Raw genomic sequence first — 2,534 nt, forward strand, 5'->3', positions numbered from 1 at the left:
GGATATGGATATAAAGATTTTGAATATTTTAGATTAAAAGTTCTTCAAAAATGCGGATATTTAATGGTGAATTTAAATGAATGAAAAAATCTATTACCCACTGGTTTCTGCCGAGAACCTTATAAAATATGATTTACCTGTACCTGTTAGTCCAAATAATGTAAATGAAACTTTAAACAAAATACAAATCGAAGCAATATAGTATTGTTTAACACAGATTTTCACGGTATTTATTAACCCTAATAAATTACATAAGATAAACTAATAATAAATTCGTAACGATATACAAACAAAGTAGTTGCAATTCGCAATAGATTTAAATCATATTTTTAATTAGGGCATATATTGAATATTAACCGTTGTATCAAATTTAGTAAAAATATATTCCCGTAAAGCTAACTGTGTGTAAGTATCTTAATATTAATGTTTTACTAAAAAAGTGATAAAATATAACAATAATTAACGATATTATTATTGACAGTTTCACGGTCATAATAAACCCTAACATTATGAATTTAAAAAAATATTTTATAAGTCACGATTTGGTGATAAAGAAAAAATACGATGCACTTAGAAGTTACTATGTTGATGGAATGACAGTAGAAAAAATTACGGAGAAATATGATTATACGGTTTCTTCTTTTTACTCTCTCATCAGAGATTTCAAAATCCATCTCAAAAAACATCCCGAAAAGGATTATTTCTTTCTGGAGAAGAAGACAGGTCGTCATAAGTCAGTTTATACCAATAAATTAGATAAATTGATAATATCTTTACGAAAAAGGAATTTCTCGATTGCCGATATTAAAATAATTCTGGATGCTCAAGAAGAAATGGTTTCGGAAAGTTATTGCTATCGGGTTCTCAAAAATGACGGTTTCAAACGTTTGCCCCGCAGAAAGAAATCGGAGATAAATAATCCGGCTACAACAAAAATCACTGCTCCAAAAAGTAAACAATTAGACTTTTCTTCTGAAACATTTTCCAGTAGCTCTGTCGAGATTTTGTGTTTGCTTCCCTATCTCAAGAAGTTAGGAATCGATCAGCTCATCAAAAATTCTTTATATCCTGAAACGAACAAGATCAATAGATTGTCTTCCATCCTTTCTTTTGTCGCCTTAAAATTATCCAATATCAGACGCTATTCTTGTGATGATCTTTGGTGTATGGATAGAGGATCAGGTCTCTTTGCGGGATTGAATGTTTTACCGAAGACAGCTTGGTTAAGCTCTTATTCCAGTCGCGTGACCCGCGAAATGAATCTGGACTTTCTGCGCACGCTTCATAATATTTGGAATGAAGAAGGTCTGCTTGGCGACACGGTAAATCTTGATTTCACGACCATTCCTTACTGGGGTGAAGACAAGCATCTGGAAAATAATTGGTCGGGCAAACGAAGGCATGCTTTATCGAGCATACTGGCGGTTCTTGCCCAAAATCCAGATACTGGTATTATTGATTACGGCAACACAAATGTTCTTCATAAAAACGAATCGTCAATTATCCTGGAATTTCTTGATTTCTATCATTCCGGCAGCGAAAAATCAGAACTGAAATATCTCGTTTTTGATAGCAAATTCACCAATTATCAGAATCTGGGAATTCTAAACAGAAAAGGGATAAAATTTGTAACTATCAGGCGAAGAGGGAAAAATATTGTAGATAGGTTAAACAATATTCCGACTTCCCAAAAGAAACGAATAAGGGTCGAATGTGCCGGCAACAAAAAGAGAACTCTTTACACTTTTGAAGAGCAGGTTTTACTGAAAGGATATAATGAAGATAATACGCCAAAAGCAGATTTGGAGCGGGTTAGACAAGTGGCGATAAGCGGTCACGGAAAGGTCAAGCCGGCATTGATCATAACCAATGATTTTGATCTTCCATTGCCTGATTTGGTGCGCAAATATGCCAGGAGATGGGTCGTAGAAAAAGGGATTAGTGAACAGATTGATTTTTTCCATTTGAATAGAGTTTCCTCTTCGATGGTGATAAAAGTTGATTTTGATCTCACTATTTCCATCCTTACTCACAATCTTTACAGATTATTCGCTTTGGATTTGGAAAGATACGAAAATCTCTGCAATTATAGTATTTATGAGAAATTTATTAGAAACAGCGGTTATGTGAAGGTAACAGCTGATAAAATTGAAATCTATTTGAAAAAGAAAAGGAATCTACCCGCCATACTTACTGTGATGAAAAAATATGAAGATTATAATTATTCATTTTTGGATAGCAAATCCATCTCCTTCAAAGATGCTTCAAATTCATAATATTTTAGGGTGCTTTTCTTAACCGTGAAAATCTGTGTTTAATGAATATCAAATTATCTGGTTCAGGTATTTTGAATTCTTTTGAAATTTTTTCCAAGTCCCTAATTGTAGGATCTAATTCAGAAAGGTAATTCCTACAAAGTTTATTCATCGGATGATCCGTACGGAACATTTACGGAAGATACAAGCGGAACTTTTGTCGATGAAAGTTGGAGTGCTGCTGTTCCGAATGGTTTGAAATTCTATTATGTGACGGCA

Annotated in this window: 1 protein-coding gene; it reads left to right on the plus strand. The window is 33.5% G+C overall.

From position 1 onward, the window contains the following. Positions 1-509: 509 nt before the first annotated feature. On the plus strand, positions 510-2,276 hold the full coding sequence (locus ENL20_08895) for a hypothetical protein (GenBank protein HHE38673.1): 1,767 nt from the start codon (positions 510-512) through the stop codon (positions 2,274-2,276). The last annotated feature ends 258 nt before the right edge of the window (positions 2,277-2,534 follow it).

This window comes from Candidatus Cloacimonadota bacterium (genome assembly GCA_011372345.1).
GTDB lineage: Bacteria > Cloacimonadota > Cloacimonadia > Cloacimonadales > TCS61 > DRTC01.